The 26485-nt window shown below is 69.8% G+C and carries 31 protein-coding genes; 18 read left to right on the top strand and 13 right to left on the bottom strand.

Translation table 11 applies throughout. From position 1 onward, the window contains the following. The first annotated feature begins 55 nt into the window (after positions 1–55). Complete coding sequence (locus B7K24_RS01240; protein WP_084128108.1) at positions 56–2479, top strand: GH36-type glycosyl hydrolase domain-containing protein; 2424 nt, start codon at positions 56–58, stop codon at positions 2477–2479. A 35-nt stretch (positions 2480–2514) separates the two neighbouring features. Here the strand turns inward: B7K24_RS01240 and B7K24_RS01235 are convergent, their stop codons facing one another. After that, positions 2515–3468 carry a DUF4349 domain-containing protein gene (locus tag B7K24_RS01235; RefSeq protein WP_159449096.1) on the bottom strand — a complete coding sequence of 318 codons (954 nt, stop codon included), beginning with the start codon at positions 3466–3468 and terminating at the stop codon, positions 2515–2517. A gap of 215 nt (positions 3469–3683) precedes the next feature. Here B7K24_RS01235 and B7K24_RS01230 point away from each other — a divergent pair, with 215 nt between their 5' ends. From B7K24_RS01230 to B7K24_RS01215, 4 genes are all read left to right on the top strand, one after another. Beyond that, positions 3684–4490: a DUF4397 domain-containing protein gene (locus tag B7K24_RS01230; RefSeq protein ID WP_084128104.1), complete on the top strand. Its 807-nt coding sequence runs from the start codon at positions 3684–3686 to the stop codon at positions 4488–4490. 69 nt (positions 4491–4559) lie between these two features. Beyond that, a complete protein-coding gene (locus B7K24_RS01225; protein WP_084128102.1) occupies positions 4560–5246 on the top strand; it encodes a class F sortase in 687 nt (228 codons plus the stop codon). A 35-nt stretch (positions 5247–5281) separates the two neighbouring features. Then, positions 5282–5827, top strand: a complete 546-nt coding sequence (locus B7K24_RS01220) for an RNA polymerase sigma factor (protein ID WP_084129189.1) — start codon at positions 5282–5284, stop codon at positions 5825–5827. Beyond that, positions 5814–6569: an anti-sigma factor gene (locus B7K24_RS01215; protein WP_084128100.1), complete on the top strand. Its 756-nt coding sequence runs from the start codon at positions 5814–5816 to the stop codon at positions 6567–6569. Before B7K24_RS01220 ends, B7K24_RS01215 begins: the two co-directional genes overlap by 14 nt. A gap of 137 nt (positions 6570–6706) precedes the next feature. Here the strand turns inward: B7K24_RS01215 and B7K24_RS01210 are convergent, their stop codons facing one another. Together B7K24_RS01210 and B7K24_RS01205 are read right to left on the bottom strand one after the other, a co-directional pair. After that, the gene (locus B7K24_RS01210; RefSeq protein ID WP_084128098.1) at positions 6707–7372 is read right to left on the bottom strand and encodes a TrkA family potassium uptake protein; all 666 of its coding nucleotides are present in this window, start codon (positions 7370–7372) and stop codon (positions 6707–6709) included. Next, positions 7365–8738 (bottom strand): TrkH family potassium uptake protein, encoded by a 1374-nt coding sequence (locus B7K24_RS01205; protein WP_084128096.1) that lies wholly within the window; start codon positions 8736–8738, stop codon positions 7365–7367. The genes B7K24_RS01210 and B7K24_RS01205 overlap by 8 nt, the downstream gene beginning before the upstream one ends. Before the next feature lie 172 nt (positions 8739–8910). Here B7K24_RS01205 and B7K24_RS01200 point away from each other — a divergent pair, with 172 nt between their 5' ends. Beyond that, entirely contained in the window at positions 8911–9147 is a 237-nt protein-coding gene (locus B7K24_RS01200) for a helix-turn-helix domain-containing protein (protein WP_084101606.1), read from the top strand. Positions 9148–9214: 67 nt separating this feature from the next. After that, positions 9215–9313 (top strand): 30S ribosomal protein bS22, encoded by a 99-nt coding sequence (locus B7K24_RS01195; RefSeq protein WP_005504750.1) that lies wholly within the window; start codon positions 9215–9217, stop codon positions 9311–9313. A gap of 81 nt (positions 9314–9394) precedes the next feature. Here the strand turns inward: B7K24_RS01195 and B7K24_RS01190 are convergent, their stop codons facing one another. Further along, positions 9395–10252: an HAD family phosphatase gene (locus B7K24_RS01190; RefSeq protein ID WP_084128094.1), complete on the bottom strand. Its 858-nt coding sequence runs from the start codon at positions 10250–10252 to the stop codon at positions 9395–9397. A 53-nt stretch (positions 10253–10305) separates the two neighbouring features. On the opposite strand from B7K24_RS01190, the gene B7K24_RS01185 reads away from it, so the two are divergent. From B7K24_RS01185 to B7K24_RS01155, 7 genes are all read left to right on the top strand, one after another. After that, a complete protein-coding gene (locus B7K24_RS01185; protein WP_084128092.1) occupies positions 10306–10554 on the top strand; it encodes a glutaredoxin family protein in 249 nt (82 codons plus the stop codon). A 70-nt stretch (positions 10555–10624) separates the two neighbouring features. Next, positions 10625–11245: a histidine phosphatase family protein gene (locus B7K24_RS01180; RefSeq protein ID WP_200808259.1), complete on the top strand. Its 621-nt coding sequence runs from the start codon at positions 10625–10627 to the stop codon at positions 11243–11245. Beyond that, on the top strand, positions 11242–11835 hold the full coding sequence (locus tag B7K24_RS01175) for a TlpA disulfide reductase family protein (protein WP_084128088.1): 594 nt from the start codon (positions 11242–11244) through the stop codon (positions 11833–11835). The genes B7K24_RS01180 and B7K24_RS01175 overlap by 4 nt, the downstream gene beginning before the upstream one ends. Further along, positions 11832–12590: a cytochrome c biogenesis CcdA family protein gene (locus B7K24_RS01170; RefSeq protein ID WP_084128086.1), complete on the top strand. Its 759-nt coding sequence runs from the start codon at positions 11832–11834 to the stop codon at positions 12588–12590. Before B7K24_RS01175 ends, B7K24_RS01170 begins: the two co-directional genes overlap by 4 nt. After that, positions 12590–14224, top strand: a complete 1635-nt coding sequence (locus B7K24_RS01165) for a cytochrome c biogenesis protein ResB (RefSeq protein ID WP_144268054.1) — start codon at positions 12590–12592, stop codon at positions 14222–14224. The genes B7K24_RS01170 and B7K24_RS01165 overlap by 1 nt, the downstream gene beginning before the upstream one ends. Further along, the gene (gene ccsB / locus B7K24_RS01160; RefSeq protein ID WP_084128084.1) at positions 14221–15195 is read left to right on the top strand and encodes a c-type cytochrome biogenesis protein CcsB; all 975 of its coding nucleotides are present in this window, start codon (positions 14221–14223) and stop codon (positions 15193–15195) included. Before B7K24_RS01165 ends, ccsB begins: the two co-directional genes overlap by 4 nt. A 4-nt stretch (positions 15196–15199) precedes the next feature. After that, complete coding sequence (locus B7K24_RS01155; protein ID WP_084128082.1) at positions 15200–16324, top strand: glycosyltransferase family 4 protein; 1125 nt, start codon at positions 15200–15202, stop codon at positions 16322–16324. Here B7K24_RS01155 and B7K24_RS01150 read toward each other — a convergent pair. After that, a complete protein-coding gene (locus B7K24_RS01150; RefSeq protein ID WP_159449095.1) occupies positions 16321–16599 on the bottom strand; it encodes a PLD nuclease N-terminal domain-containing protein in 279 nt (92 codons plus the stop codon). The two genes, B7K24_RS01155 and B7K24_RS01150, sit on opposite strands and share 4 nt — an antisense overlap. Positions 16600–16682: 83 nt before the next feature. On the opposite strand from B7K24_RS01150, the gene B7K24_RS01145 reads away from it, so the two are divergent. After that, positions 16683–16973, top strand: a complete 291-nt coding sequence (locus B7K24_RS01145; protein WP_084128078.1) for a DUF4229 domain-containing protein — start codon at positions 16683–16685, stop codon at positions 16971–16973. Here B7K24_RS01145 and B7K24_RS01140 read toward each other — a convergent pair. From B7K24_RS01140 to B7K24_RS01130, 3 genes are read right to left on the bottom strand one after another with little or no spacing between them, the layout of a single operon-like run. Continuing rightward, on the bottom strand, positions 16964–17242 hold the full coding sequence (locus tag B7K24_RS01140; protein WP_084128076.1) for a hypothetical protein: 279 nt from the start codon (positions 17240–17242) through the stop codon (positions 16964–16966). The genes B7K24_RS01145 and B7K24_RS01140 overlap by 10 nt on opposite strands. Further along, positions 17239–18108 (bottom strand): 1,4-dihydroxy-2-naphthoate polyprenyltransferase, encoded by an 870-nt coding sequence (locus tag B7K24_RS01135; RefSeq protein ID WP_084128074.1) that lies wholly within the window; start codon positions 18106–18108, stop codon positions 17239–17241. Before B7K24_RS01135 ends, B7K24_RS01140 begins: the two co-directional genes overlap by 4 nt. Next, positions 18105–19124: an AMP-binding protein gene (locus B7K24_RS01130; RefSeq protein ID WP_084128072.1), complete on the bottom strand. Its 1020-nt coding sequence runs from the start codon at positions 19122–19124 to the stop codon at positions 18105–18107. Before B7K24_RS01130 ends, B7K24_RS01135 begins: the two co-directional genes overlap by 4 nt. A 36-nt stretch (positions 19125–19160) precedes the next feature. On the opposite strand from B7K24_RS01130, the gene B7K24_RS01125 reads away from it, so the two are divergent. Further along, the gene (locus B7K24_RS01125) at positions 19161–20249 is read left to right on the top strand and encodes a DUF3048 domain-containing protein (protein WP_159449094.1); all 1089 of its coding nucleotides are present in this window, start codon (positions 19161–19163) and stop codon (positions 20247–20249) included. A 105-nt stretch (positions 20250–20354) separates the two neighbouring features. Here B7K24_RS01125 and B7K24_RS01120 read toward each other — a convergent pair whose 3' ends face one another. Then, positions 20355–21287 carry a 1,4-dihydroxy-2-naphthoyl-CoA synthase gene (locus tag B7K24_RS01120; RefSeq protein ID WP_084128068.1) on the bottom strand — a complete coding sequence of 311 codons (933 nt, stop codon included), beginning with the start codon at positions 21285–21287 and terminating at the stop codon, positions 20355–20357. 155 nt (positions 21288–21442) lie between these two features. Between B7K24_RS01120 and B7K24_RS01115 the strand changes: the two genes are divergently transcribed. Next, entirely contained in the window at positions 21443–22333 is an 891-nt protein-coding gene (locus tag B7K24_RS01115; protein WP_084128066.1) for an o-succinylbenzoate synthase, read from the top strand. Next, entirely contained in the window at positions 22330–23997 is a 1668-nt protein-coding gene (gene menD / locus B7K24_RS01110) for a 2-succinyl-5-enolpyruvyl-6-hydroxy-3-cyclohexene-1-carboxylic-acid synthase (RefSeq protein ID WP_084128064.1), read from the top strand. Before B7K24_RS01115 ends, menD begins: the two co-directional genes overlap by 4 nt. Here menD and B7K24_RS01105 read toward each other — a convergent pair. From B7K24_RS01105 to B7K24_RS01090, 4 genes are all read right to left on the bottom strand, one after another. Further along, complete coding sequence (locus tag B7K24_RS01105; RefSeq protein WP_084128062.1) at positions 23994–24956, bottom strand: zinc-binding dehydrogenase; 963 nt, start codon at positions 24954–24956, stop codon at positions 23994–23996. The genes menD and B7K24_RS01105 overlap by 4 nt on opposite strands. A gap of 79 nt (positions 24957–25035) precedes the next feature. After that, positions 25036–25689, bottom strand: a complete 654-nt coding sequence (locus tag B7K24_RS01100) for a bifunctional 2-polyprenyl-6-hydroxyphenol methylase/3-demethylubiquinol 3-O-methyltransferase UbiG (RefSeq protein ID WP_159449093.1) — start codon at positions 25687–25689, stop codon at positions 25036–25038. Positions 25690–25825: 136 nt separating this feature from the next. Next, complete coding sequence (locus B7K24_RS01095) at positions 25826–26206, bottom strand: hypothetical protein (RefSeq protein WP_144268052.1); 381 nt, start codon at positions 26204–26206, stop codon at positions 25826–25828. Next, positions 26203–26397, bottom strand: coding sequence for a hypothetical protein (locus B7K24_RS01090; protein ID WP_084128058.1), 195 nt, complete (start codon positions 26395–26397; stop codon positions 26203–26205). Before B7K24_RS01090 ends, B7K24_RS01095 begins: the two co-directional genes overlap by 4 nt. Positions 26398–26485: the final 88 nt, after the last annotated feature.

The raw sequence follows: 26485 nt of genomic DNA, 5'->3' as shown, positions 1-26485 counted from the left end.
TCGATGGGCGCATTACGATGGGCGCGGATACCCCTGACACCGGAAGGCCTGCCCCATGCAGTTTGGACACTTCGACGACCAGGCGCGCGAGTACGTCATCACCACGCCGCACACGCCGTACCCCTGGATCAACTACCTGGGCACGCAGGACTTCTTCGGCCTCATCTCCCACACCGGTGGCGGCTACTCGTTCTACCGCGACGCCAAGCTGCGTCGCCTCACGCGCTACCGCTACAACAATGTGCCCGTGGACGACGGCGGCCGCTACTTTTCGATCAACGACGGCGGCGACGTGTGGAGCCCCGGCTTCCGCCCCTACAAGACCGAGCTCGACCGCTTCGAGACCCGCCACGGCATGGGCTACACGCGCATCACGGGCGAGCGGAACGGCCTCGAGGCCTCCGTGTTGTTCTTCGTGCCCGTCGACACGAACGCCGAGATCCACCAGGTGACGCTGACCAACACCTCGGACCAGGACAAGTCGGTCTCGCTGTTCAGCTTCCTCGAGTTCTGCCTGTGGAATGCCGAGGACGACCAGACCAACTACCAGCGCAACCTCTCGATCGGCGAGGTCGAGGTCGAGGACGGCGCGATCTATCACAAGACCGAGTACCGCGAGCGTCGCGACCACTACGCGGTCTACGGCGTGAACGCCCCGATCGCGGGCTTCGACACGGACCGCGACACGTTCCTCGGGTTCGGCAACGGCTTCGACGAGGCCGCCGTGCCGCACGCCGCGACGTCCGGCGACTCGATCGCCTCGGGCTGGTACCCCATCGCCTCGCACCACCTGAAGGCCGACCTGGAGCCCGGCGAAACCGCGACCTACACGTTCGTGCTGGGCTACCTCGAGAACGACCGCGACGACAAGTGGGAGGCCCCCGGCGCCATCAACAAGGCCGGCGCCCGTGCGCTGCTCGATCGCTTCGCGACCAATGAGGCCGCCGACGCCGCGTTCGCCGAACTCAACGAGTACTGGGACGGCCTGCTCGGCTCGTACACGGTCACATCGGGCGACGAGAAGCTGGACCGCTCGGTCAACATCTGGAACCAGTACCAGTGCATGGTGACCTACAACATGTCCCGCTCCGCCTCGTACTTCGAGACCGGCATGGGCCGTGGCATGGGCTTCCGCGACTCCTCGCAGGATCTCCTCGGTTTTGTGCACCTGGTGCCCGAGCGTGCACGCGAGCGCATCATCGACATCGCCTCGACCCAGTTCGAGGACGGCAGCGCGTACCACCAGTACCAGCCGCTGACCAAGCGCGGCAATCACACGCTCGGCTCTGGCTTCAACGATGACCCGCTGTGGCTCATCCTCGGCGTCGCGGCCTACGTGAAGGAGACAGGCGACTTCGGCATCCTCGACGAGATGGTGCCGTTCGACAACGACGAGTCGAAGGCCGCGACCCTCATGGAGCACCTGCGTCGCTCCTTCAACCACCCGCTCGTCAAGGCCGGCCCTCACGGCCTGCCGCTCATCGGCCGCGCGGACTGGAACGACTGCCTGAACCTCAACTGCTTCTCCACCGAGCCGGGCGAGTCCTTCCAGACCACCGGCAACAAGACCGGCGGCGTCGCGGAGTCGATCTTCATCGCGGGCATGTTCTGCGCCATCGGCCCCGAGTACGCGGCCCTCGCCCGTCGCCGCGGCGACGACGCCGAGGCGGATCGTGCCGAGAAGGCCGTCGCGGACATGCGCGCCGCCGTCACCGAGCACGGCTGGGACGGCGAGTGGTTCCTGCGCGCCTACGACTACTACGGCAACAAGGTCGGCACGCACGAGACCCAGGACGGCCAGATCTGGATCGAGCCCCAGGGCTACTGCGTCATGGGTGGCGTGGGCGTCGAGGACGGCAAGGCCGTCCAGGCGCTGGACTCGGTGCGCGAGCGCCTCAACACCCCGCACGGCATCGTGCTGCTGAACCCCGCCTACACCGAGTACCACGTGGAGCTGGGCGAGGTCACGAGCTACCCGCCGGGCTACAAGGAGAACGCGGGCATCTTCTGCCACAACAACCCCTGGGTGATCATCGCGGAGACGGTCGTGGGCCGCTCCGAGTACGCCTGGGAGTACTGGAAGCAGATCGCCCCCGCCTACCGCGAGGAGATCTCCGAGGTCCACCGCACCGAGCCGTACGTCTACGCCCAGATGATCGCGGGCAAGGACGCGGCCCGTCACGGAGAGGCCAAGAACTCGTGGCTCACCGGCACCGCGTCGTGGAACTTCGTCGCCGTGTCCCAGCACCTGCTGGGCGTCCGACCGGGCTACGACGGCCTCATCGTCGACCCGTGCATCGGCGCCGAGATCTCCGAGTACACGGTGCGACGCCAGATCCGCGGCGCGACCTACGTCATCACGGTCAGCAACTCGGGTGGCAAGGGCGCGAGCCTCACCGTCGACGGCCAGCCCATCGACGGCAACGAGGTGCCCTACGCCGCGCCCGGCGCGACGGTCGAGATCACCGCGACGGTCTAAGCGCGGCGCCGCGCTCGCACTCCGCGCGCAGGCTCCTAGGGTTGTTCGGCCGATGCCGCGGTGGGCTCGGCGGCATCGGCCGCCTCCCGCCGCGGTCGCCGGCGTCGCACCGCCAGCACGATCAACCAGGCCAGGATCCCGACCACGCCAGCGAGCGCCGCCCACGGCAGTAGGACGCCAGTGATGACGAGCAGGCCGGATAGGAATCCGAGCAGGGCCTCCCACCCGGACACGAGCCCATCCCAGAAGGACGCGGGAGAGTCGTCGACGTCCACGACGGGTTCCGTCGTCAGCGACAACTCGATTGTGGACAGGGCGACCTGATCGCTGAGGCCGCGCTCGCGGGCCTGCAGGCTCTCGAGCTCGGCCTGACGGTTGTCGAGCTCGTTCTCGAGCACGATGATGTCCTCGATGTCCCCCGCCTCGAGCAGCAGTGCCTGGATGCGTGCGGTCGAGGCCTCGAGAGTCGAGATCTGCGCCTCGAGGTCGGTCACCGCGCGGGTCACGTCCGAGGACTGTGTCGAGAACTCGTCGACCGTGCCCAGGTCGCGAAGGTCGTCCACGACCGCCTCGAGGTCATCCGACGGGATGCGCAGTGTCAGCCAGGCCTGTCCGCCGTCGTACTCGCTCGGCGCCGTCTCGCTCCTCGCGTCGACGCGGCCACCGGCGTGGCGCACCACGCTCGCCGCCTCGTTGGCCGCCGCGCGCGGGTCGTCGACCGTCATGTACATCGAGCCCGTGACGATGACAGCACGGTTGTCGTCGGGGGTCTCGCCTGCGTTGTAGGCCTCGGCGCCGTCGCCGCCCTCCGCCATCGCCTCCTCGGCCATGGCATCGGACTCGGCGTATTCGCCCCCGGTGTCGTAGGAGGCGTCAGCGCCCGACAACCCGCTGTCGCTGGACGAGCACCCCGCGAGCAGCCACACGGCTGCGGCCACGGCGATTCCAGCAATCAGGCGGCGCTTCCCCGCCTCTGCGCGAGTCCTCATGATGCTCATGTTAGGGAGACGGCCCACGCGCCGGAAGCGTTGGGTCGTTGCGGTTCGGTCACGGTTGCGTCGCAGCGTCACCCCAGGTAAAGGCGTCATCTGGCCGAGGACCAAAAAACTTCCATGCGCCTGCATCCAAACCGCACGGTCAGTCGGAAGTAGGGGGTGAGGGAGGTCGCACCCGGCGGCCTCTTCAACCGCAAGGGAGAAGCATCATGCGCACGTCACTGACCGCCGGCGCCGCCGCCGGCACCCTGCTCGCCGCGGGCTTGGCCGCCCCCGCCCTCGCTGTCGAGGACGATGTGGCGGAAGTCTCCGTCCTGCACGGCATCCCGGACACGCCCGTCGACGTCTATGTCGACGGCGCCAACACCATCGACGACTTCCAGCCCGGCGACCTCGCCGGGCCTCTCGAGCTCGCGCCCGGCACCTACGAGGTGGCCCTGACCGCCACCGATGCTGCCGACGACTCCGACCCGGTGCTCGGCCCCGTCGAGCTGACGGTCGAGGGCGGCATGAGCTACACCGCCGTGGCGCACCTCGACGCCGACGGCAACGCCACCGTCACGCCATTCGGCAACGACCTCAGCGAGACCGCCGCAGGCGAGGGACGCCTGACCATCCGCCACACGGCGGCCGCCCCGGCCGTCGACGTGTGGGCCGACGGCAACGTGCTGTTCGAGAACCTCGCCAACCCCGATGAGGCGACGGGTGACGTCCCGGCCGCGACCTACGAGGCCGCCGTGTCGCTCACCGGAGAGACCGACCCGGTGCTCGGGCCCACCGACGTGGAGATTCAGGCGGGCGTGAACACGATCGTGTATGCGTGGGGCTCGGCCGAGGACGGCAACCTCGACCTCGCCGTGCAGACCGTCGATGTCCACGCCGCCGCCCCGAGCGAGGTCCAGGCCGGCACCTACGGGTATGCCGACCAGGGCGGGATCCCCGCGATCGCCGTGATCGGTGGCGCGCTCGCGCTTGCGGGCGCGGCTGGCCTCGGCCTGCGGTACGCCCGCCGGTAATACCGACCCCCTATCAACCCAGGAGGGGCGGGCTGCGGCCCGCCCCTCCGCTAGCCGTGGAGGTGGCCGATGCGGTGGTGGCGTCCCGTACCGCGCGTCGCCGTGGTGACGCTCGCGGTAGCGCTCGGGGGCTGTGTGAGCGCACCGGTGGGCGAGGCGTCGCCGACGGGCTCTGGGCGAGCGACCGACGAGCCGGTGCCCGCCGCGAGCCTTTCGTCAGGCATCGACGAGGTGACGGCACCTCGTGTGCTCGGCGAGGTCGAGGTTCGCTCGGCCTCCCCGGCCGATGCGGAGGTGGTCGCGGTCGACGAGCCGACCCGGCTCGAGGTCGACGCGCTGTCCATCGACATGCCGATTGAGTCCGTCGGTGTGGATGAGCGCGGCGGCATGGTGATCCCCGAGGGTGCGTTGACGGCGGGCTGGTATCGGTTCGGTCCGGCGCCGGGTGATCCCGCGGGGCGCGCCGTCCTTGCGGCGCACGTTGACAACGCGCAGGGGACGGGACCGTTCGCGCGTCTTCGCGACATCGAGAGGGGTGCCGCCGTCGTGGTCACGACCGCATCGGGGGAGCGCGTCCGCTACGAGGTCGTGGAGATCGAGCAGACCGACAAGGACGAGGTCGACGTCGAGGCCGTCTTCGACGCCGACGCAGCCCCCGCACTGGTGATGGTGACCTGTGGCGGCGACTGGCAGGCAGAGGTCGGCCACTACGCCGACAATGTCATCGTCACGGCCGCGCCGGTCGATGTACCGTGAGCATCACGACGTTGCCGACGACCGAAGGGCCGCAGATGACCATCGGTACCAGCGCCCATGGGCGGGCGCTGGCGCGTGCGTTCGTCGCGGGCGAGGAGGGGGCGCTCGAGGAGCTCTACCGCGATGTGTCGTCCCTGGTCTATAACCTCGCGCTGCGTGCGCTCGAGTCGACGGCCGATGCCGAAGACGTCACCCAACAGACCTTCGTTTCCGCGTGGCGTGGGCGCGAGAACTACGACGCCGCCCGTGGTGATCTGCGCGGTTGGGTGGTCGGTATTGCCAAGCGCCGCATCGCCGATGCGCTCGCGACCCGCGCGCGCGAGGCGAGACGGGAGGAGGCGGTCCAGCACATCCACGCCACGACCGTCGACGAACATGCAGATAGGGTGCTGCTCGCCTACGAGGTCGAGGCTCTCGGCGATCCGCGCAAGACCATCGTCGCCCTCGCGTACTACGAGGGCGCGACGCACGAGCAGATCGCCCAGCGGCTCGGAATGCCGCTGGGCACAGTGAAGAGTCACCTCAGGCGCAGCCTGATCGAGCTGAGGAACCGGTGGGAGGTGTCCAATGTCGCATCTTGACGATGACGTGCTCGCCGCGATCGCGATGGGCGACGGCACCGCTGCCGACGTGGAGCACGCGACCTCGTGCGAGCGGTGTGCCGCGGAGCTCGCCACCTTCACCGCCCTGACCGAACGCCTCGGCGCGATGGGTTCCGGCGCGCTCACGCCACCCCCCGCCGGGGTGTGGGACGCGATCGCCGCCGACGTTTCCGGCCGGCCGTCCGCGACGCAACCGGAGCCCGAGCTTGGGTCCGCGCCTCGGCCGCGAGAAGACCTTGCCGCGCGGCGGGAGGATCGTGCGCGGGCGACGACCGGGCGCTCGGGCCCGCGCTGGTGGGCTCTCGGGGCCGCGGCGGCTGCGGGCGTCGTGATCGGCGGCGTGGGTGTCGCGGCCCTGGGTGGTGGCGACGACGAGGCCGTGCGATCCGTCCTCGCGAGTTCCGAACTGACGGACCTCGCGACCGAGCAGCCGGCGGGGGAGGCCACCGTTGAGGTCCTTGACGACGGTGAGCGAGTGCTGGTCGTGGACACGAGCGATTTTGAGGATGTCGAGGATGCCTACCTCGAGGTGTGGCTTATCGATGAGCAGATCGAGGGCATGGTGAGCCTCGGCCATCTCACGGGTGAGCGCACCGTGTTCACGCTTCCCGCGGGAGTCGACATCGCGCAATTCCCCATCGTCGACATCTCCGTCGAACCTGTGGACGGCATCCCCACCCATTCGGGCCAGTCCGTGACGCGGGGTGTGCTGGACGCCTGACCCGGCCACGCCATCGGCGACCCTGTATCGGTTTGGCCCACGGATGTGACAGGTGTCTATGGGTGTGGCGCATGGGAGCGTCGCTCGAGTCACACCCTCCCCACGGGTCACATCCGTGGGCCAAACCGATAGGGGGTTCAGGGACGCTGTGCGAACCGCTCGACGAGGTCGCCGTCGCCACCCACCACGAGCAGGTCGTCGGCGTGGATGACGGTCGCCTTGGAGCCGTACTCGAACTCGCCGCCGGGCGACATGACGCCGATGACCTGGATGCCGTACTTGCCGCGCAGGTTGAGGTCGGCAAGCGAAAAGTTGTGGGTCTCCTGCGGAGGCGTCATCTTGACGATGGTGAAGCCCTCGTCGATCTCGATGTAGTCGAGCATCTTGCCGCCCACCGAGTGGGCGACGCGCACGCCCGCGTCGGACTCGGGCAGCACGATGTGGTGGGCGCCGATGCGCCTGAGGATGCGCGCATGTTCCTCGGAGATGGCCTTGGCCCAGATCTCCTGGATGCCGATGTCGACCAGGTTGCCGGTAATGAGCACGGACGCCTCAAGCGACGTGCCCACGCCCACGACGGCGGCGGAGAAGTCCTTCGCCCCGATCTGCTCGAGCGCGCGGGGGTCGGCGGCGTCGGCCTCGACGACGGGAAGGCGCTTGGAGAGGCGTTCGACCTGAGCGGCGTCACGCTCGACGGCGAGGACCTCGACGTCCATCGAGTCGAGGGTGTCGGCCAGCGACGTGCCGAAGCGCCCCATACCGATGACCAGGACGCCCGATGCGGTGGACAGCGTGTTAGCCAATGAGGGGCCTTTCTGACGGGTAGCGGATGACGCGCCGCTGCTTGTTCAACGCTAGCGCCGCCGCGATGGTCATGGAGCCCACGCGGCCCACGTACATCATCACGATCAGCGTGGTCTTGGCCTCCGGCGGTAGGCTCCCGGTGATGCCGGTCGACAACCCGCAGGTCGCGTAGGCCGACACGACCTCGTACAGCGCGCGGTCCAGCGGGATGTTGGTTTGCGCCATGAACACCGTGGTGCCGACCACGATGATGGCGATGCCGATGACGGTCACGGCCACCGCACCGCGCAGCACCTCGGTGCCCACGCGCTTGCCGAAGGCCTCCATGTCGCGGCGTCCGCGCGCCTCGGCCATGATCGCGAGCAACAGGACCGCGACGGTGGTCACGCGAATACCGCCGGCCGTCGAACCCGAGCCGCCGCCGATGAACATCAGCACGTCCTCAAGGAGCCACGTCTGCTCGCGGGCTTGGCCGATGTCGAAGGACGCGAAGCCGCCCGAGCGTTGGTTGATCGATTGGAAGAAGATATTGCCGATGGTGTCGCCCGAGCCGTGTGCTCCCAACGTGTCGGGGTTTGACCACTCGAAGATGGCGAGCAGGCCAGCCGAGATGATGGTCAGCGAGGTGACCATCACGAGCGTGAGCTTGGTGTGCAGCGACCAGGTGCGGGGCCGGCGCCAATTGCGCACCAGATTGAGGTAGACCGGATAGCCGAGCGCACCGATCCAGACGCCTAGGCCGATGGGGATCAGCATCCAGAAGTCGTGCGTGTACGGGTACAGGCCCACCGGGTCGGGTGTGAAGCCCGCGTTGTTGAAGGCGGAGATGCCGTAGAAGAACGAGTAGCCGATGGAGCGGCCGATGCCGTAGTCGAGGGTGAGGAAGCGCGGGATGAGGATCAGCGCGATCGCGATCTCGACGGAGAACGACACGACGATGACGGTGCGCAGCAGCGAGCGCAGGTCGCCCAGGCCGGTCGCGCGGGCCTCCTCGGCGGCCAAGAGGCGCTGGGTGAGCCCCAGGCGACGTGAGATCGCAAGGCCGATGAGCGAGGCGAGCGTCATGATGCCCAGGCCGCCCACCTTGATGGCGGTCGCGATGATCGCGAGACCCCATGCGGACCAGTAGGTGCCGGTGTCGACGGTGGTCAGGCCCGTGACGCACACGGCGGACGTGGCAGTGAACAGGGCGTCGATGAAGGGGGCGCGGTGGCCGTCGGCGGTCGCGGCCGGCAGGGACAACAGACCCGTGAAGAGCAGGATCACCAGGGCGAACGATCCCAGTGCCAAGCGTGCGGGGGATCTGAGCGCGGAGCGAGAGAACTTCTCGCTCAGCACGGACCTCATGCCGCGCAGCCTCTCCATGAATCCCCTTCGCCGTCCGGCCTACGCCGTGCGTGGCGCGCGGGACCCGCACGCCTCTACTGCCATCATCGACAGTTTTCACTTACTTCACAACAGTCACTTCAGCCCCTACAGTAGGGGGAAGGTCCTGCCGATACAGCAGCCGGACTTCGCTTGAGGGGAGAAAGACTGCATGGCTGACAATGGCGCCGCCCGCACCACCTTTTTGACGGTGGCCGAGGTGGCCGAGCTGCTGCGAGTCTCGCGCATGACGGTCTACCGCTGGGTTCACGCCGGCGAGATCCCCGCCGTCCAGTTCGGGCGCTCCTACCGCGTGCCCCGCACGGCGGTTGAGCAGTTCATGGAACAGGCAGGCTACGAGGGCTTTTCCGGCGAGAGTGACGACCGCCGCTCCGGCACGGTAGGCTAGGTCCTCGTCTGTCGCGTCCAGCGCGCACTGGACGCCGTAGCACTGTCAATGATTCGAGGTAGGTTCCGTGGGTTCCGTCATCAAGAAGCGTCGCAAGCGCATGTCGAAGAAGAAGCACCGCAAGCTGCTTCGTAAGACGCGCCACCAGCGCCGTAACAAGAAGTAACGTCCCGCCGGCGCAAGCCGGCCGCACGTCACGCGCCCGTGTCACCGTCAGGTGGCGCGGGCGTTCGTGCGTGCGCTGCGACTACAGCCCGTGCGCGCGCTCGTCGGCCACGGGATCGGGGTCCCGGCGGGAGAGCCCCACGGCCGCCCGCGCCGTCGCGCGAGCACCCCGCGCCACCGCCATCGCAGTCCACACGGCACCCGCGCCCGTCGAGCGCACAATGCCGCGCCGGCCGTCCCCTCGCCGCCCGCGGAAGTCCTCGATCTCCCAGCCGCGCGAGACGGCCAGACGCCTGAGTGGCCCGTCGGGGTTGATCGCACACGGGTTGCCGACGGCGGACAGCATCGGGCCGTCGTGGATCGAGTCGCCGTACGCGAAACTCGCGGACAAATCCAAGCCTCGCTCGGCCGCCAAGGCCTCCACGGCATCGGCCTTCGCCGCGTCATGGAGCATGGGGCCCACGAGTCGTCCCGTGTACAGGCCGTCGACGTTCTCGGCGACCGTGCCGAGCGCGCCGGTGACGCCCAGGCGCGAGGCGATGATGGTGCCCACCTCGGCGGGGGTCGCCGTGACGAACCACACCTCGTGGCCCTGCGACAGGTGCGAATCGATCAGCGCGCGCGTGCCGGGGAAGATGCGCAGCGCGAGGATCTCGTCGTAGACCTCCTCGCCGATCGCGATCATCTCCGCGACCGACCAGCCCTTGATGATCGACAGCGCCTCGTCGCGCACGTCGTCGATCTGCTCCTTGGATTCCCCGAGCATCGAGTACTTGGCGGTCTCCCATGCGAAGTGGAAGACGTCGCGCTTGCGGAAGAACCCGTGCCGCTGCAGGCCGCGCGCAATGTGGTAGGCCGAGGCGCCGCGGATGACGGTGTTGTCGACGTCGAAGAACGCCGCAACCGTCGTCCCGGTCGGTGTCGTTGCCTGAGGGGCCATCACCGTCTCACTCTAGTCAGGAACGCAAGCACGCCCGCCGTATCCTGGCCGGCATGACAGCGCGTGTTCACCTCTACTCCCGCCCCGGCTGTCATCTGTGTGACGACGCGCGCGCCCTGGTCGCCGCGACGTGTGGCGACAAGATCGCGTGGGAGGAGGTCGATATTTCGGCCGATGCGGCCCTCACCGAGCGCTATGGCGAACAGATCCCGGTGGTGACGGTGGACGACGCCGTGGTGGGGTTTTGGCGCATCGATCCCGACCGTCTGAAGGCCGCAGTGAAGGCCAGGCGCCGGCGCTAGCGCCGCCGCCTGGTCGGGGGTGAGCCGCGCGCGTGCCGCGCACGCGTGAGGGTGGGTGACAATAGTGGCCATGCCCGTCGTCCATTTGTTGCGCCACGGCCATGTCCACAACCCGGACAAGGTGCTCTACGGGCGCCTGCCCGAGTTCCGGCTGTCCGACGCGGGCCAGGCCATGGCAGCCGCGGTCGCCGAGGACCTCAGCGCGCGCGAGGTGCCGGTCACCCGCGTCATCGCCTCACCGCTGCTGCGTGCGCAGCAGACAGCGCAGCCCATTGCCGCGGCGTATGGCCTGGACATCGACACCGACGAGCGTCTCATCGAGGCCCTCAACGCGTACGAGGGCACGGTGCTGCAGTCCGGTGCGAAGGACTTCCTCCACCCGCGCAACTGGTGGCTCTTGCGCAACCCGTGGCGCCCGTCGTGGGGCGAGCCCTACACGGAGCAGCGCGACCGCATGTGGGCCGCGATCCGCGACGCCGCCGCGGCTAACCCCGACGGCGACACCGTCATGGTCAGTCACCAGCTGCCCATCTGGGTGGCGCGCATGGAGTTCGAGAAGCGCCGCTTCCTGCACGACCCCCGCTCGCGCCAGTGCGGCCTCGCGTCGCTGACAAGCTTCGAATTCCGCGACGGCGAACCCGTCGCGATGAGCTACGCGGAGCCCGCCGCGCACATCGAGGTGCCCAGGTGAGGCGGTCCGCCCGGTACGTGGTCATCGCGGCCATCGTCCTCGCCGTGGTGCTGTGGCTCGCGGGCTGCGCTCCCGGCGACGCCGTCGAATCCCCGGGGTACGTCTCCGGTGACGGCACCGTCACCGAGTGGGGGCCGGGAGAGCGCGGCGAGGTCGTCGACCTCGCCGGTACCTCGTTCGAGGGTGACGCGATCGACGTCGCCGACTATCGCGGCCAGGTGGTCCTCGTGAACACCTGGTACGCCGCCTGCCCGCCGTGCCGCGCGGAGGCGCCCGAGCTCGTCGCGCTCGACGCGCGCGACGACGTCCAGCTCATCGGCCTTAACTCGCGCGACGACGCCGCCACCGCGGAGGCCTTCCAGCGCACCTTTGACGTCCAGTACCCGAGCATCGACGACAACAACGGCAAGGCCACCGCGCAGTTGCAGGGCCTCGTCGCCATCAACGCCGTCCCCACCACCCTGGTGCTCGACCCCGACGGCCGCGTCGCCGCGCGCGCCGTGGGCCGCGTCGAGGCCTCGACGCTCGAGGCGCTCATCGACGCCGCGAGCGATGCTGACACCACCGACCCAGATGAGACCGCCCCGTGATCGTCGCCGCCTCGTCCCTCACCTCGCAGGTGCTCTCGGGCTCGCTCCTCGCCGCGATCCCGATCGCGCTGCTCGCCGGACTCGTGAGCTTCGCCTCGCCCTGTGTGGTCCCGCTCGTGCCTGGCTACCTGGGGTACGTGTCCGGCATGGCAGGCACGGGCGGCACCGGCAAGGCCAGCCGCCCCAAGCTCATCGTGGGCGTGTTGCTGTTCATTGCGGGCTTCACCGCCGTGTTCGTCACGCTCGGCATCCTCGTCTCCGCGGCTGGCGCGCAATACCGCGAGCAGCTCGACATCATCACCCGCGTCCTCGGCGTGCTCGTCATCCTGCTCGGCCTCGCCTTCATGGGCGCCGTGCCCTTCTTGCAAAATGAGCGCCGCCTGCACGTCAGCCCCAAGGCCGGCCTCGCCGGGGCGCCCCTGCTGGGCGTCGCCTTCGGGCTCGGCTGGGCCCCCTGCATCGGCCCCACCCTGTCCGCCGTCCTCGCGCTCGGCCTCAACGAGGGCACTGTGGGACGCGGCGCGCTGCTCGCCGTCGTGTACTGCCTGGGACTCGGGCTGCCGTTCCTCGCGCTCGCCATCTGGTTCGAGCGTTCCGGCAAGGTCCTCGCGTGGCTGCGTCGCCACCGCCGTGCCCTCCAGCTCTTCGGCGGCTCCATGCTGGTGATCCTGGGCGTCATGCTGGTCACCGGATTGTGGGGCACCCTCACCGGCCACCTGCAGGGCTGGATCGACGGCTTTTGGGTGGCGATCTAGTGGCCAGGGTCAAGCTCGACAACTACGCCTACGCGGACGTCCCGCGCCTGGGCCCGCGTGGGTGGCTGCGGTGGATGTGGCGGCAGGTCACGTCGATGCGCGTGGCGCTCATCCTACTGATTCTGCTGGCGCTCGCGGCCATCCCCGGCTCCGTGCTGCCGCAGTGGCCGCAGGACGCCTCGGACACCGCCGCCTTCCTTGCCGAGAACCCGACGTGGGGGCCCATCCTCGACCGCCTGGGCTTCCTCGACGTCTTCGGCTCCGCGTGGTTCACGGCGATCTACCTGCTGCTCTTCGCCTCCCTGATCGGCTGCATCATCCCTCGCATCGGCGTGTACTGGCGTGAGCTGCGAGCCGAGGTGCCCGCCGCGCCCAGCCGCCTGGACCGCTACGCGCCCGTCACCGAGGACAGCCCCCTCAGCCCGGCCGATGCCGTCGCGGCCATCCGTACCGAACTCGCCGGCCGCGGGCCCGCGCCGTGGCAGTGGCTGACGGGATTCCGTGTACGCGTCGACGAGCGCACTGGGCGGGACGGGGTGGCCGAGATTGCCGTGTCCGCCCACCGCGGTCACGTGCGCGAGGCAGGCAACCTGGTCTTTCACGTGTCGCTCGTGGGCATCCTGCTCGCCGTCGCCGCCGGCTCGCTGCTGACGTACCGCGGCCAGGCGCTCATCGTCGAGGGTGACTCCTTCACCAATGCCGTGGTCGCCTACGACACCTACGAGGCCGGCTCGCTGTTCAGCGAGGACGACCTCGAGCCGTGGATCCTCACGCTCGAGGAGCTCGACGCCCAGTTCGATGACACGGGCCGGCCCACGATGTTCACCGCGCACGCGACGCTCACCGAACCCGGCCAGGAGCCGCGCGCCGTCGATGCCCAGGTCAACCGCCCCATCCAGGTCGAGGGCGCCAAGATCTACCTGCAGGGCAATGGCTACGCGCCGTCGTTCACCGTGACGGACTCGGCCGGCAACGTCGCCTTCCAGGGTGCCGTGCCGTTCATCCCGCAGGACGACGTCTACACCTCGACCGGCGTCATCAAGGTGCCCGACGTGACCGAGGGTGAGCAGCTGGGCTTCTCCGGCACCCTGCTGCCGAGCGCCCTGGGTGAGGGTCCGGACGCGATCTCGGTCTTCCCGTCGCCAGAGAACCCCGTCATCTACCTGCAGATGTATACCGGTGATTTGGGTCTCGACGACGGCATCCCGCAGAACGTCTACACCCTCGACGAGAGCCAGCTCAGCCCCGTGCGTGACGACGCCGGCGACGTCGCCGTGATTGAGCTGGTGCCCGGCCAGACGGTGGAACTGCCCGAGGGTCTGGGCTCCATCACGTGGGACTCGCTCGACCGCTTCGCCGGCTTCGACCTGCGTCGCGACCCCTCGCTGCCGTGGCTGCTGGCCTTCGCGATCACCTCGCTGCTGGGACTTGGCATGAGCCTGTTCGCGCCCCGCAGGCGCGTCTGGGTCACCGTCCCGACGGCCGATGCCGCGGGCGGCGAGGTTACAGTGGTCACCGCGGCCGTGTGGTCGCCCCCGCACGACGCGGGCGCCGCGCTCACGCGCGAACGCGCCCTCGCCGCCGCGACCGGGCGGCCCCGACCTTCCTCGACATCCCCGGAGGACGACGAATGAACGCCCAGGAGCTCAGCTGGCTCGCCCTGTGGGGCGCGACGGCGCTGTATGCGATCGCGATGGTCGCCTCGTCGATGCATCTGGCCCGCGTGGCCGACGCCAAGGTCGCGCGCAAGCGCGAGCGTGAACTCGTTGCCGCGGGTGCGATGCCCGCCGACCCCGCCGCCGGGGTGAGCATGAACGGGGCGCCGGCCGCGGCATCGGCCCCCCTCAAGGTCACCTCGAAGGCGCGCGGCATTGCTCAGGCGACCACGCTCATGGGAGCCGTGCTGCAGGGCATTGGCGTGATCTCGCGTGGCATCGAGGCGGGGCACGTCCCCTGGTCGACCATGTACGAGTACACGATCACCGGGACCTGGGTCGCCGTCGTCGTGCTGCTCATCGTGCAGCGCCGCCGGGACGTCGCGTACCTCGCGCCCGGCGTGACGGGTTTCGCGACCATCGGCCTCGGGCTAGCGATGACGGTGCTGTACGCGCAGTCGACGGGCCTGCAGCCCGCGCTGCAGTCCTTCTGGCTGGTCATTCACGTGTCGATCGCGATCATCTCGACGGGCATCTTCACCGTCGGTGCTACCGCAACGGTGCTGCAGCTGATGCGCGACTACCGCGACGCGGGCACGGGATGGTTGCAGCGCTTCCACTGGCTGGAGGCCACGCCCTCGCCCGCGCGCCTCGAGGCGCTCGCCTTCCGCCTGCACGCCGTGGGCTTCGTCCTGTGGACCTTCACGGTCATGGCCGGCGCCGTGTGGGCCGAGCACGCGTGGGGCCGCTACTGGGGTTGGGACCCCAAGGAGGTGTGGTCGTTCGTCATCTGGGTGATCTACGCCGCCTACCTGCACGCCCGCACCACGCAGGGCTGGGCCGGGCGCCGCAGCGCCGTGATCGCGCTGATCGGCTTCGTCGCCTTGATTATGAACTTCACCGTGGTGAACCTGGTCTTCCAGGGCCTGCACACCTACTCGGGAACGTGAGCGCGTGAAGGTTGCGCTCGTTCTGGACGATTCGATCGACCGGCCCGACGGCGTCCAGCAGTATGTGCTGACGCTCGGCGCGTTCCTCGAACGCGAGGGTCACGAGGTGCACTACGTGTGCTCGGAGGCGTCCCGCACCGACGTCACGGTGCACTCGCTCGCGCGCAACGTGGGCGTGACGTTCAACGGCAACGGCCTGCGCATCCCGCTGCCCACCTCGCGGCCCATGCTGCGTGAGTTCCTCGAGCGCGAGCGCTACGACGTGATCCACGTCCAGATCCCGCACTCGCCGCTGTTCGCGGCGCGCGTGGTGGACGAGGCGCGCCGCGTGCAGGCCCGCTCGGTGCGGATCGTCGGCACGTTCCACATCCTCCCCGACGGCGCGGTGTCGGAGTACGGGACGCGGCTGCTCGGTCGCTGGCTGCGGCGCAACCTCGCGAAGTTCGACGCATTCTGCGCCGTGTCCCCGCCCGCGCGGGAGTTTGCCTCACGCGCCTTCGGCATCGCCCCCACGGTGATTCCCTGCCCGGTCGACGTGACGCGGTTCGCGCGCGAGTCCTCCTCGGCTGAGCGTCACCCCGGCGCCGACGGTCGCCTGGTCGTAGCGTTCCTGGGCAGGCTCGTGGAGCGCAAGGGAGCTGTCGAGTTGGTCAGTGCCTTAGGGGCGCTGGACCAGGCGGTACTGTCGCGCATCGAGGTGCGGATCGGCGGCAAGGGCCCGCTGCTGGGAAGGCTGGAGGAGGCGGTGGCGCGCCACGGGCTCGAGTCCGTGGTGACCTTCGCCGGGTTCGTGGCGGAGGAGGACAAGGCCGGCTTCTATGCGGATGCGGACATCGCCGTGTTCCCCGCGACCGGGGGAGAGAGCTTCGGCATCGTGCTGGTCGAGGCGATGGCGTCGGGCGCCGGCGTGGTGCTGGCGGGGGCGAATCCCGGCTACCTCTCGGTGATCGGACCGCGGCCCGAGGTCAGCGTCGATGCCACGGACGTGAAGGCCTTTGCGGAGGCGCTCACCCTGCTCATCCAGGCACCCGACCTGCGTCGCGACGTTCACGCCGAGCAGGCCGAGCGCGTGCGGCAGTTCGACGTCGAGACCGTCGGCACCCGGGTGCTGGAGCTGTACGGGGTCTAGTCCCGGTTGCCCTTGCGGCGTTCTTGTTGGCGCAGCCACCGCAGGTAGTCCGGGTCATCATCGGGGGCGCGCTGAGGCGGGGGAGCGCCGCGCCCACCGCCGCGCCACTGCAGGCCGATCCAGATCAGGGCGCCGATGTACGGGGCCAGGATGATGATCGCGATCCACGCGCTGCGGTGCAGCCCCGCGTACGACTCCCGGCCCTTGTTCAGGACGTCGGTCACCGCGTACGCGGTGAGGGCGACGTAGAGCGCGGCCAGGAGCAGGAACTTCATCCTCCTACTGTAGGCAGGTCCGGGTGGGGTCGCGCCATCGGCCGCGAGCATGATCCTTCTCGGCGTCCGCGTACCCTAGAGGCATGAAGATCCTTGCCTACTGGGGCGCCCGCACCGGCATCTTTCTCGCCGTCGTGGGCGTGCTGTACCTGGTGGGGTGGTTCGACATCATCGCCTTCATCGCGGCGTTCATCATCGCCTGGCTGATCTCGTATCTGCTGCTGCCTGGCCTTCGTCGCGAGGCGGGGCTGCAGATGGAGGGTGTCATCGACCGCTCGCATAAGGGCTTGCGTGACCTCGACGCGGAGGAGGACGCGGAGGCTGGCGAGGGCGATGATCGACCGCGCCCCGACAGCACCGTGCGTCAGGACTGAGGCCGTGCCTGCTCCCGCGCCACCCGGCGCGCAAAGTGAGCGTCCGTGAACTGGTGCCACGCGCACGCGGCCAGCGCCACGGTGAAGGCCAGGTACAACCACGGCTGGCCCTGCTGCAGGTCCCACGCGGCGGCGGTGTACAGCCCCTCGAGGGTCGCGAGCACGACGAAGATGACGCCGAAGACCACGTGGCGAACGGGCTTGCCGTCGCGGCCCCACACCAGGCGCAACCACCGGATGCCCGGGTAGCGGGCGGGGAGCGTGCTCACAGCACCAGCCCCAGCGCGAACAGCAGGCCATACGCGAGCCCAATGCCCGACAGCGCCTTGAAGATCAGCGGCATGCTGATCCTCTCCGCACCCACGCGCATGCCGAACGCGACCAGCAGGCTCGGCAGCGCCACCACGGTGGAGATCAGTACCCACGGATGCACGAACGCCACGATGATCGAGCACAGCACGGGCAGCATGACGACCCCCATGAACAGGCGGCGGGCGCGGGCTTCGCCGATGCGTACCGGTAGCGTGCGCTTGCCCGCGATCGTGTCGGTGGCGATATCGCGGATGTTGTTGACCAGCATGAGCGCCACCGAGTAGAGCCCCACGCCGACCGAGGCGACGACGGCCCACCAGGTGATCTCGAGGGCCTGCGTGTACAGCGTCCCCAGCGTCGCAACGGGGCCAAAGAACAGGAAGGCCATCGCCTCGCCCCAGCCCGAATACCCATAGGGGCGGGAGGTGCCGGTGTATCCCCACGCGGCGACGATCGCCACCGCTCCCACGGCGAGCAGCCACCACGTCTCGGTGAGCACCACAAGCGCGAGGCCGGCGACGGCGGCCACGCCGAAGCTGACGAACGCGGCGTTGCGCACCGCGGTGGGGGTCGCGCGGCCGGTGGCGACCAGGCGGTCGGGTCCCACCCGGTCGATGTCCGTGCCACGTACGCCATCCGAGTAGTCGTTCGCGTAGTTCACCGCGATCTGCATCGCGAGGCCGACCGCAAGGGCCAGCAGGGCGGGAAGGAGCCGGAACTCATCAAGGAGAACCGCCGCGCCGGTGCCGACCGCGACGGGCGCGATGGCCGTCCACAGCGTGCGGGGGCGAGCGCCGGCCACCCAGTCCTGGGTCGTCGTCATGAGGTCTCCTCGAGGTCCGATGCCGCGGCGAGTGCGCGTGCGGCGCTGCGGTCGATTTTGCCAGCCTCCGTGCGCGGGATCTGCGTCACGCGCACGAGGGCCCGCGGGAGGGCATGGCGAGGCAGGTCGAGCGTGGCACGCACAGCGGCGATCGAGGGGGCGTCGTCGTGCACCACGGCAATGATGCGCTCGCCCCACTCGGGGTCGGGGAGGCCGACGACGATCGCGTGGGCGACCCCGGCATCGGCCATCGCCCTTTCGACGGCGGCGGGGTGGACGTTGTGCCCGCCGGTGATGATGACGTGGTCGGCACGGCCATGGACCACCAGGCGCTCTCCGTCCCACGCACCCAGGTCGGAGGTGCGGAACCAGCGTGCGGCATCGTCGGTGAGGAAGGCCGAGTTGTCGCCATCGCGGTAGCCGTCGGCGAGCGTGGGGCCCGCGATCTCGATGCGGCCGTCCGCCGCAATCCGGACGGCGACGTCGTCGAGCGGCCGGCCGTCGTACACGCAGCCGCCGCTGGTCTCGGTCATGCCGTAGGTCTCGACGGCGTTGGCGGGCAGGGCCATGCCCGGTGGGGCGCCCCCGATCAGCACCGCGTCGAAGGACGCCAAAGCGTCGGCGCCCGCGGGGTCCGCGATCACCCGCCGCAGTTGGGTCGGGACCAGGGAGACGTAGCGTCGGCCGTGCGGCATGGCCGCGGTGGCCGCCGCGAACGCGGCCGCGGTGAAGGGGCCGGTCGCGAGCGTGGTGACTGACGCATCGGCCATCCGCGCCCTCGCCAGCACCATGGCGCCGGCGATACGGTCGGTCGGCATGGCAAGGAGCCAGTGGCCTGGACCGCCCAGGCGGTCCAGCGTCGCCGCACTCGACGCCCGCATCGCAGCGCCGCTGACCCACACCTCCCGCGGTTCGCCCGTGGAGCCCGACGTGCGAGCGGCGATGCCGTCGGTATGGCGGTCGAGCGCCGCGGCGACGGCAGCCTCGGGACCCTCGACAAGGGGCGCGTAGTTCATGCCGCCAGCCTAGGTGCGCCCCCTACACTGGTTCGCATGAGGACCCGCCGCGCCCTGCCGCTCACCGCCCTCGCCGCCGTCACCGCTTTGGTCACCGCTGCGTGTTCGTCATCGCCGGAGGTCGTGGAGACCCCCGCGGTGACCACCACCGCCTCGCCCACCGCCGTGGAGCGCACCACGCCGCCGTCGCCGTCGCCCGCACCCGTGGGCCCGGAGGTGGTCTGGCCCCTGACCGGCGTGGACGCCGAGGGTGCCGACAAGGCCGCGCTCGCCAACCCGGCGCTGTCCATCAAGATCGAGAACTCGGCGCAGGCGCGACCCCAACAGAATGTGCAGAACGCGGACATCGTGTTTGAGGAGTACGTCGAGTCCGGCATCTCCCGCCTTCTCGCGGTGTACCAGTCGGACATTCCCGACACGCTCGGCCCGGTGCGTTCCATGCGCCCCATGGACAAGAACATCATGGGGTCGATGGAGGGTCCGCTGATCTTCTCGGGCGCCCAGCGCCGCTTCATCAACGCCACGGTGGACTCTGGCCAGGAGGTCATCGCGCAGGACACCGGTGGGTACGGCTTCTACCGCACGTCCAACCGTTCCGCGCCACACAACCTCTATGGCACCCCGGCCGACTTCCTCGAGCAGACGGACGCCGCTGCGCCCCCGCAGCAGTTCGCCTATGCGTACGAGCCCGAGACCTCGAACGTGGTCGAGGAGGGCTCTACCGTGTCCTCGATCGACATCTCGATGTCGCGCTACTCGCAGCCCTCGTGGGACTGGGACGGCTCCGTGTGGCAGCGCTTTGAGGGCGGCTCACCGCACACCCAGGACGACGGTACGCAGCTCAGTGCCACGAACGTCATCGCGCTGTGGGTGACGGTGAAGTACACGTCCTCGAGCGGCGGCTCCTCGGTGCCGGAGACGCTGGTCGCGGGCGAGTCGGGTGAAGGCTACGCCGTGGTCGGCGACTCGATGGTCGAGGTCACGTGGTCCAAGGCCGGCCAGTACGACCCGTTCGTGATCGAGACGCCGGCGGGCGAGCCCATCGAGCTGCTTCCGGGCAACACCTGGGTCGAGCTCATTCCGAATGCCGGTATCTCTAACTCGACATCGATCGACATCTCGTAGCGGCGACGCGGCGCCTCGCCGCCACTCACTGCCCCCAATGGGACAACCACCGTCGCTTTGGGAAGATCTGTGCGTCCTCTGGGACGCATACCGTCGCGCGGCCGGTCAGAACGCGTACGGAAACTTTGTCCAGTCGGGCTCGCGGTGCTCCAAAAACGCGTCGCGACCCTCCTGGGCCTCGTCGGTCATGTAGGCCATTCGGGTGGCCTCGCCCGCGAACACCTGCTGGCCGGCGAGCCCGTCGTCGGCCAGGTTGAACGCGTACTTGAGCATGCGGATGGCCTGCGGCGACTTGGTGGCGATGATCTTCGCGTACGCGAGCGCCGTCGCCTCGAGCTCGGCGTGAGGAACCGCCTCGTTGACCGCGCCCCAGCGTTCGGCATCGGCCGCCGAATACTCCCGCGCCAGGAAGAAGATCTCCCGCGCACGCTTGTCGCCCACCTGCCGGGCGAGCAGCGCGGAACCGTAGCCGGCGTCGAAGGACCCAACATTCGCATCGGTCTGCTTGAAGCGCGCGTGCTCGAGCGACGCGATCGACAGGTCGGCCACCACATGCAGGCTGTGCCCGCCACCGGCCGCCCAGCCGTTGACGGCCGCGATGGTCACCTTCGGCATGGTCCGCATGAGCCGCTGGACCTCGAGGATGTGCAGGCGGCCGCCGTGCGCCGGGGCATCGGCCGCCGTGCCCTCGTAGAGGTAGCCGTCACGCCCGCGGATGCGCTGGTCGCCGCCCGAGCAGAACGCCCACACGCCGTCCTTGGGCGCCGGCCCGTTACCGGTGATGATCACCGCGGCGACGTCGGCGGTCATGCGTGCGTGGTCGAGCGCGCGGCAGAGCTCGTCGACGGTCTGCGGCCTAAACGCGTTGCGCACCTCGGGTCGGTTGAACGCGATGCGCACGGCGGGCAGGTCCCGTTCCGTGTCCCCGGACCGATCGACCCACCGGTGGTACGTGATGTCGCCGTCGGGGAAGCCGTCGATCGCGCGCCACTCGTGGGCGTCGAAGGTGTCGGACACGGAGGCGGGTACGTCGCTCATGCGGCCAGCGTATCCGCGCCCCTCATATCGCTTTGGACCACACGTGTGACTCGTGAGGCGCGAGAGGCGGCTGTGCTCCTCACTTCCGCCCCAGAGGTCACAAGCGTCACATCTGTGGGCCAAACCGATAGGGGCGCGCGCCGTAGGCTGAGCCCATGGAGTTCCGGCCCTTTACCGTCGCGCTCTCGACGCGTTTCCGGGCCACGACTCGTCGCACCGGCGTCCTGATCCGCACCCGCGATGACGAGGGGCGTGACCACTGGGGCGAGTACAGCCCGTTTCCCGACTACGACGCTGAGCGGGCCTCGCGCTGGTGGCGCGGTGCCATGGAAGCCGCCCGCGGCGACTGGCCGAGCCCCCGTCGCGAGAGCGTCGCCGTCAACGCCATCGTCCCGCTCGTCGACCCCGACCGGGCTCGCGAATATGCGACCCGCAATGGCTGCACGACCGCCAAGGTCAAGGTGGGCGGAGGCTCTGAGCTCGCGGAGGACCTTGCCCGCGTCGAGGCGGTCGCCGACGCGCTCGGGCCCCAAGGTGCCATTCGGGTCGACGTCAACGGCGGCTGGGATCTCGACGAGGCCGCTCGCTGCCTCCCTCTCCTCGACCGCGCCGCCCGCGCCGGGGGCGCACACGGCCTCCAATACGCCGAGCAGCCCGTCGCGACCGTCGAGGACCTCGCCGCCCTGCGCCGCCGCGTCGATGTACCCCTGGCCGCCGACGAGTCCGTGCGCATCCCCGGTTCCGCCGACGCCGTCCTCAAGGCCCATGCCGCCGACGTCATCATCCTGAAGGCTCACCCCCTGGGAGGGGTGCGCCGCGCCCTCGACATCGCTGACAGCGTGGGCGACCTTCCCATCACCGTGTCCTCCGCGATGGAATCCTCCGTGGGCCTCGCTGCGGGAGTGGCCCTCGCCCTCGCGCTCGATCGTGAGCCGCTGGCCTGCGGCCTCGGCACCGGTGCGCTCCTCGCGACAGACACCGTGGCCCACACCTGGCTGCCCTCCCACGGCCGCATGGGCCTGCAACCCCTCGAGGTGACTGCGTGAGTTATCCGTCCGCTGCGTTTGCCCGCGAACTCGTCGCGACCCTCGCCCAACGAGGCGTGCGCGAATTCGTGCTGTGCCCCGGCTCCCGCTCGGGCCCGCTTGCGCACGCACTTGCTGAGGCCGGCGCCGACAATCCGCCGCTCGGAGCGCCCGGCGTGGACCTCCACGTGCGCATCGACGAGCGCTCCGCGGCGTTCCTGGCGCTGGGGCTTGCAAGGGGTGCTGCCGCGACAGGACAGGCCCGGGCCGTCGCCATCGTCACGACGTCCGGCACCGCCGTGGGCAACCTCATGCCCGCCGTCATGGAGGCGCACCACAGTGGCCTCCCGCTGCTGCTCCTCACCGCGGACCGTCCCGGTGAGCTCCGAGGCGTGGGAGCCAACCAGACCACCGACCAGGTGGGCATCTTCGGCACCTTCGTGCGCTGGAGCGCGGACGTCGCGGCCCCGGCGGACGGTGACGCCCCGGGCCACGCCGCCCGCCTCGCGACGCAGGCCGTCGGCGTCGCGCTCGGCGATCCCAACCGCGACGACATGACGGGCACGCCCGGCCCCGTGCATCTCAATCTCGAGTTCCGCGACCCCCTGAGCACCGACAACGGCGTGTGGGACGACCCGCCGCACGTCGACGCGCACCCGTCCACGGGCTCACACGGCATCCCCATGGTCGACGAGCCCGCGCCGCTGCCCGAGGTCGAGCGCGGTCTGGTCATCGCGGGTGACGGCGCGGGCCCCGCCGCCCGGCTGATCGCCGAGGCCCACGGGTGGCCGCTCCTCGCCGAGCCCACCTCGGGCGCCCGCGAGGGCGACGCCTGCATCCCGCGCTACCTGGACCTCTTGGCGGCCGATGCCGGACGCACCCTGGCGAACCAGGTCCACCAGGTGGTGGTGGTGGGCAGGCCCACGCTCACCCGCCAGGTGCAGCGGTTGATCGCCGATGCCCCCGCACTCATGGTCGCGGGCCACGGTGCACGCTGGCGCGAGGCCCCCCGGCACGCCGAGCGTGTCCTCAGGGGCGTCCCGGCCTCGTGGACGCAACGCTCGGACGGGACGCTGGCGCTAGGCGACTCCGCATGGCTCGCGCGCTGGCGCGAAGCGGCCTCCGTCCTCGAGCCCCAGGCGACTTCGTGGGACCGCCGGGCCGTGGCATCGGCCTTCCTGGAGTCCCTGACCCCCGGCGAGCCCGCGCTCCTCGGCTCCTCCGGTTCCATCCGCGCCGTGGACCAGGTGGCCCCTGCGTGGGAGGTGGGCGACGCCCCGGTGCTGGTAGCGAATCGCGGGCTCGCGGGCATCGATGGCACCGTGGCGACGGCCGTGGGCATGGCGCTCGCGGCACGACGGCCCGTGAGTGCGCTCATGGGCGACGTGACGTTCCTGCACGACGTGGGTGGGCTGCTCATCGGCCCGCGCGAGACACGGCCGCGCGTGCGCATCGTCGTCATCAATGACGGCGGCGGCACCATCTTCGGCGGGCTCGAGCACGCCAGCGCGCCGCCGCCCAACGTGGAGCGCGTCTTCACGACGCCCCACGGCGTGGACCTCGCGCCGCTCGCGGCCGCCTACGGGGTCCGCCACACCCGAGTCACGAACGCCGACGCGCTCGCCCGCGCCCTCGCCTCGCCGGTGACGGGCATGGAGCTCGTCGAGGCCGTGGTGCGCGCTTAGGCGACCTCCAGGACCACCTTGCGCTGGCCCGGCCGAGGGGCGCAGGCGGCGGCGAATGCTCGCTCCACCTCTGCGATCGGGACGACGTCGGTGACCATCCGCTCGGCGAACCACGGCTCGGCAATGAGGAAGTCCTGCGCGCGCTCGAGCATCGCGCGGTGGTGGCGCGTCACGCCCGTCACGAGTGTGCCGTGGCGACGGAAGAAGGACCGCATCGGCAGCGCGTACCACTCGTCGTCCGGCACCCCGAAGGCGACGACGGTGCCGCCGGGAGCGACGGCGTTCATCGCATCGGCCACCGTCGACGGTTGATGGCCCACCATCTCGATCACGATGTCGGGACGATCCGCCTCTGCGAGACCCCCAGCCCAGACCCGTGAGTTCTGCCTGACCAGCGCGTCAAACCCGAGCCCCTCGGCATCCGCGGCCCGGTCGAGTGGATCGATCCCCGTGATGCGCCCCGCGCCGAGCTTTCTGGCCAGCACCGACGTCATCAGTCCAAACGGCCCCACGCCCACGATCGCCACGGAGCGGCCCGCCAACGGTCCCAGCCGGTCGAACACGGTGAAGAGGCAGGCGACCGACTGCGCGACGGTCGCGAGCGCATCGGTCGTCTCCATCCGCACCTTCGCGACCTGGTCGCCGCGCGTCACGAACACCCCGCGCAGCGCGTCCCAGTTGGAGGCCCAGCCGACCACGCGGTCGCCGGGGGAGAAGTCCACGTGGGCGCTCGCGAGCACCTCGCCCACGACTTCGTGCATGGGGCGGCCCGGCTGGCGCGGCCCACCCTCGGGCACCAGCGCGCCGCGCGCGAACGGCAGGTCCGAGCCGCACACGGCCCCGGCGGTGAGGCGCACCAGCAGCTCGCCCGGCCCGGGCGCCGACGGCACCGGCACCTCGACGCGCTCGAACCGATAGGGGGCGATGAGGCGGTAGGCCCACGTGGTGTCGTCGCTCATGGCGCGACGCTAATGGCCTATGCCGCGGCTGGCCTGGGACCGAAGGCCGGGGTGGGCGTCAGGGCGAGGCCTGCGGGGTCTAGTGGCGCCGTGCCACGAGTACCGCGTCTCGCCACAGCCGCTCGTGACCGGCCTCGACCATGGTGACGCGCTCGCGGATCGAGGCTGACACCTCCCACTCCGAACGGTCCAGCACGTCCGCGACGTCCTCCGCCGCGAACGCGGATCGCGCCAGGTCGGGGTGTTCGGCGGCGTGGGGATCGGTGGGGTGGTGGCCCACGACGAGCAGGCGACCGCCCGGCGCGACAGCGGCAGCGAGCGTCTCCACGAGCCACCGGCCACCCTCGCCGGGGTGCGTGTACATCGACGTCACCAGCTCCCACGGCCCATGGTCCGCGATGACGGCGCTCAACTCGCGGTCGGTGAAGGTCACGTGCGAGGACACGCCCGAGGCCTCGGCGTGCACCTGGGCACGCGCCAGCGCCGTCGCAGAAAGATCAACGCCCGTCACCTGCCACCCCTGGGTGGCGAGCCACACGGCATCGGCTCCCTCGCCGCATCCCACTTCGAGGGCCGATGCCGGGGCGAGGTTCTCGACCTCGTCCACCAGCGGGGCGTTGGGCTGGCCGGACCACAGCGCCTCGCGCTCGCGGTACTTCGCCTCCCACGATGCACGCGAGAAGTCCGTCATCGGCTCCGCGTCGTGCGAGTGGGAATGTGCAGTGTGCGTCATCATGCCTCCCTGCGCTGCGTGCTAGCTCTCATTGTGCCTATGCCCACCGACACGCGCGCGGCGCGCGTCCCGAGTCAGGCAGGTGACAGCGTCCAGGAGACCCGGGGCGCATCACAATGTCGGACGCCAGATGGCCTCATCTCGACGCTTCGGGCGATTGCAGGTATCGGATGAGGTTCGGAGTCAGGACGAAGGAACCGCTGCCGTTGTCGACCACAACGCCGACTTCCGCGTTCAACGTCTCCACCAACTGCGCTCCAGTCATCTCTAAGGCGAATGGAGCGACTTCCTGCGCACGCTCCAGCGCGACATTGGAAACGAGAGAAACAATGCAGGTCGTGCCCTCGTGATCGATCGTGAGGGGCGAGAAGCCGCCGACTACCGCGGGGTCACCCCTCGACGGGACCACCACTGGCACCTGTAGGAAGAGGCGCGCCATTGCAAGACGAGCCGCGTCCTCCTCACTTCCCGCATTCATGAGTGCCTTGAGAACGTCGAGAGGCGTTGGTTCGCTCACAGTCCTGCCTCAATGTCGCGTAGCGACGCTCGTGCATGTCGCTCGTCGCGCTGGCAGATGCGTCCGCTGAGGTCGATGTCGTACCACTGGCCGCACGTGTCGCATTGGTAGACCTGGAGAAAGGTGGTCTTCGCCTCTGCAACGAGTCGAATGTGACGGTACTCCACAGCTCGCAGTTCTGCGAGGCACATATCGCATCCGTAGTCAGGGTGTCGCATGGTGGAATATCCCCACATTGAAGCGCCCCGGGACACACCAACCTGAAGTCATGAGAACGGT

It is taken from the genome of Demequina sp. NBRC 110055 (assembly GCF_002090135.1).
GTDB lineage: Bacteria > Actinomycetota > Actinomycetes > Actinomycetales > Demequinaceae > Demequina.
This window is presented reverse-complemented; position numbering and strand designations above follow the sequence as displayed.